Origin of the sequence: Streptomyces sp. NPDC007189, assembly GCF_040703635.1 — a bacterium.
Lineage (GTDB): Bacteria > Actinomycetota > Actinomycetes > Streptomycetales > Streptomycetaceae > Streptomyces.
This window is the reverse complement of sequence record NZ_JBEYEY010000064.1, coordinates 1-2,964: the sequence shown is the minus strand read 5'-3', so window position 1 is coordinate 2,964 and position 2,964 is coordinate 1. Positions and strand designations below refer to the sequence as shown.

General features: G+C 68.4%; 3 protein-coding genes and 1 pseudogene. 2 read left to right on the top strand and 2 right to left on the bottom strand.

Annotated elements, in window-relative coordinates; translation table 11 throughout:
• Positions 1 to 237: 237 nt before the first annotated feature.
• Positions 238 to 441: pseudogene (locus tag AB0950_RS40335) on the top strand (transposase); the annotation flags it as partial.
• Here the strand turns inward: AB0950_RS40335 and AB0950_RS40330 are convergent.
• On the bottom strand, positions 420 to 1,043 hold the full coding sequence (locus AB0950_RS40330; RefSeq protein ID WP_360163046.1) for an NAD(P)-binding domain-containing protein: 624 nt from the start codon (positions 1,041 to 1,043) through the stop codon (positions 420 to 422). The pseudogene AB0950_RS40335 and the gene AB0950_RS40330 sit on opposite strands and share 22 nt — an antisense overlap.
• A 33-nt stretch (positions 1,044 to 1,076) precedes the next feature.
• Complete coding sequence (locus AB0950_RS40325) at positions 1,077 to 1,811, bottom strand: SDR family oxidoreductase (RefSeq protein WP_360163043.1); 735 nt, start codon at positions 1,809 to 1,811, stop codon at positions 1,077 to 1,079.
• Positions 1,812 to 1,955: 144 nt separating this feature from the next.
• On the opposite strand from AB0950_RS40325, the gene AB0950_RS40320 reads away from it, so the two are divergent.
• A complete protein-coding gene (locus AB0950_RS40320) occupies positions 1,956 to 2,567 on the top strand; it encodes a helix-turn-helix domain-containing protein (RefSeq protein WP_360163040.1) in 612 nt (203 codons plus the stop codon).
• Positions 2,568 to 2,964: the final 397 nt, after the last annotated feature.

Genomic DNA, 2,964 nt, shown 5'->3' with positions numbered 1-2,964 from the left:
GTGGCTTCGCCCGCGGCATGGGCGGCCTGGACTGTCGTGTTCGTCGTGGTCACCACTTCGTGTCCCTGTTCTGACGCTGTTGGAATCTTACGGGCGATCTCGGGGTACAAAACCCCAGCGACCGCACCAACCCAGTAACACCTCCCGAAAGGCCCCGAACAACCGCTGACCGTCATCGATCGATATCGCTGGAGCTAATGGGATCAGAACGCTTCTGACATCCACGAGGCCGACCGCTACCGAGGGGACGGCAAGACCGATGCCAAGGACGCCTACGTCATCGCCGACCAGGCCCGGATGCGCCGGGACCTGCAGCCTCTGCAGGACTGAGATGAGATCGCGGTGGACCTGAAGATTCTCACCGCTCGCCGCTACGACCTGGCAGCCGACCGCACGCGGGCCATCAGTCAATCGTTTGCTCAGACGGGAAGTTCGGTGATGCTGAGAGCGAAGTCCAGGTTCCCCACCCCGTGGTTGGCGAGGCCCACCGTGACCACGCCCGCTCCTTCCAGCCAGTGCGCCATCTTCAGGCCGCCGACGTCCAGCGGGCGCATCCCGAGGCTCTCGATGAACGCCTCCACACTCGCCTTGGCCTGCGCATCGTCGCCGGCGAGGAAGACGTCGGGTCGGCCCTTTTCCAGGACGTGGCGGAAGACGGTGTTGAACGCCTTCACCACGCTGGCGCCGGCCGGGGCCGCTTTGGCGACTTCCTGCGCGATCGAGGTCTCCTCGCGGTGGGCCAGCCCGTCGAAGGTGGAGTTGAAGGGGTTGCTGATGTCGACGATGACCTTGCCTGCGAGAGTGTCGCCGTACTGGGCGATGGCCGGCACGACGCCGTCGTACAGCAGGGCCACGATGACGATGTCCCCGGCCGGGGCGGTGCCCCATTCTCCGGTCGTGGTGCCGCCGCCGAGAGCCTTGGCCAGGTCGGTGGCCTTGGACTGATTGCGGCCCATGACCTCGACGGTGTTGCCGCCCGTTATCGCCCGTGCGCCGATGGTGCCGGCCATGTTGCCGGTGCCAATGATGCTGATGCTGCTCATGAGATGTCCTGCCCTGGTTGTGTGTGATTCGGTTCAGATGGCGGTGGTGCCGCCGTCGGCGACGAGTTCCATGCCGTTGACGTAGCTGGAGTCGTCGGAGGCGAGGAAGAGGGCGGCGGTGGCGATTTCGTCGGGGCGGCCCATCTGGCCGCGGGGGATGAGGGACTCGAACTGGCGCTTGGTGGCCTCGTCGAAGAGTTCTTCCTGCTTGGCGGTGGCGACCTGGCCGGGGGTCAGGACGTTGACGCGGATGCGGCGGTCCTTGAGCTCGTTGAGCCAGATGCGGGCCCATGCCTGCTGGACGGCCTTGCTGCCGGCGTAGACGCTCCAGCCGGGGAAGGCGCCGAGGGAGGCGTTGGAGCCGGTCATGAGGATGGAGCCGCCGTCGTTGAAGAGCGGGAGGGCCTTTTGGACGGTGAACAGGGTGCCGCGGGCGTTGAGCCCGAACCAGGTGTCGAACTGGGCCTCGGTGATCTCGCCGAGCGGGGCGGGCTCGCCCCCGCCTGCGCTGGCCCACAGCACGTCGATGCTGCCCTTCTCCCGCTTGACGGTGTCGTACAGGCGGTCCAGGTCGTCCAGGTCGGCGGCGTCACCCTGGACGCCGGTGACGTTGCGGCCGATCTGCTTCACGGCCTCGTCAAGGGCCTCCTGGCGGCGGCCGGTGATGAAGACGTGCGCTCCCTCGTCGACGAACAGCTTCGCGCCTGCCAGCGCCATGCCGGTGGTGGCGCCGGTGATGACCGCGACCTTGCCGTCGAGCTTTCCCATAGTCGCTCCCTTGAGTCGGTGGTGCCGTGCGCACCCGGAACGACGGTGTTATGTACACCGTCCTGTGTACGTACCGTACGGGGCGAGCGGCTGGGGCGCAAACTATGTACACCGGTCGTTACCTAGCCGCGGTACGATGGAGCCATGACGGAGTTGGAGAAGGGCCCCACGGGCCGCCGCCGCGGCCGGGGCGCCCGCGAGCGCATCCTCAGCGCCGCCCAGCAGCTGTTCCGCGAGCAGGGCATCAACCGCACCGGCATGAACGAGCTCTGCGCGGCGGCCGAGGTGTCCAAGCGCACGGCCTACCAGCACTTCACCGGCAAGGACGAACTCGTCGCCGAGTACCTGCGCCGGTTCGACCCCTCCGTTCTGTCGGGCGTGTTCGACCGCACCGACCTCACACCCCGCGAACGGCTCCTCGCCGCCTTCGACATCCCCCCCACCACCCCCCTGTGCCCCTACATCGGCGCCGCCGTCGAACTCCACGACCCCCAGCACCCCGCATCCCGGTACGCGAGCGACTACAAGAAGGCCGTCGCCGCGCGGCTCGCCGACACCGCCCGCGAAGCCGGCGCCGCCGACCCCGAGCAGCTCGGGGAGCAGCTCGCGCTGCTCCTCGACGGCGCCGCGGCCCGCACCCGGGTCCTCAACGCCGACGCCTTCCCCACCGCCGCCGCCATCGCCGCCGTCCTCATCGACAACGCCATCCCCGCCACGGCCAGCGATGACCGGCGACGGGAGGAAGTGTCGAGTTGACCTGGCACTCCGGCCGGGCTGAACTCATTGCCGGTCACGCTGCTGCACCCGCTGGTACGCGACACCAGCCGCCCGGCACCTGGCCCGGGCCTGCTGGCTTTTACGGAACTGGCCGCCCGCCTGCTGAAGGCCCCAGCAGAAGCCGCCAAGGAGACCGGCGACCCCGAAGGCTTCAGGAGTTCGAGGCCGTCCTCCCGGCCCAGGGCGCTGACGCGTCGCCGGTACGAACAGACGGCTGATCACATAAGTCCGTACGCGGTGGCGCATGAAGAACTCGTACGCAGCTGGGAGGTTCTGAAGATGCGGGTGGCCCGCCAGCGTCGCTGGCGGCCAGGCTTCTTCCCTGCTTCGGGCATCGAGCCTCTCTGCTGCTGCCTCCCGGGCCGGGGCATCGATG

Bases quoted from the DNA above. Each gene is read 5' to 3' on its own strand.
- AB0950_RS40330 (WP_360163046.1), bottom strand. From the start codon at position 1,043: ATGAGCAGCATCAGCATCATTGGCACCGGCAACATGGCCGGCACCATC.
- AB0950_RS40325 (WP_360163043.1), bottom strand. From the start codon at position 1,811: ATGGGAAAGCTCGACGGCAAGGTCGCGGTCATCACCGGCGCCACCACC.
- AB0950_RS40320 (WP_360163040.1), top strand. From the start codon at position 1,956: ATGACGGAGTTGGAGAAGGGCCCCACGGGCCGCCGCCGCGGCCGGGGC.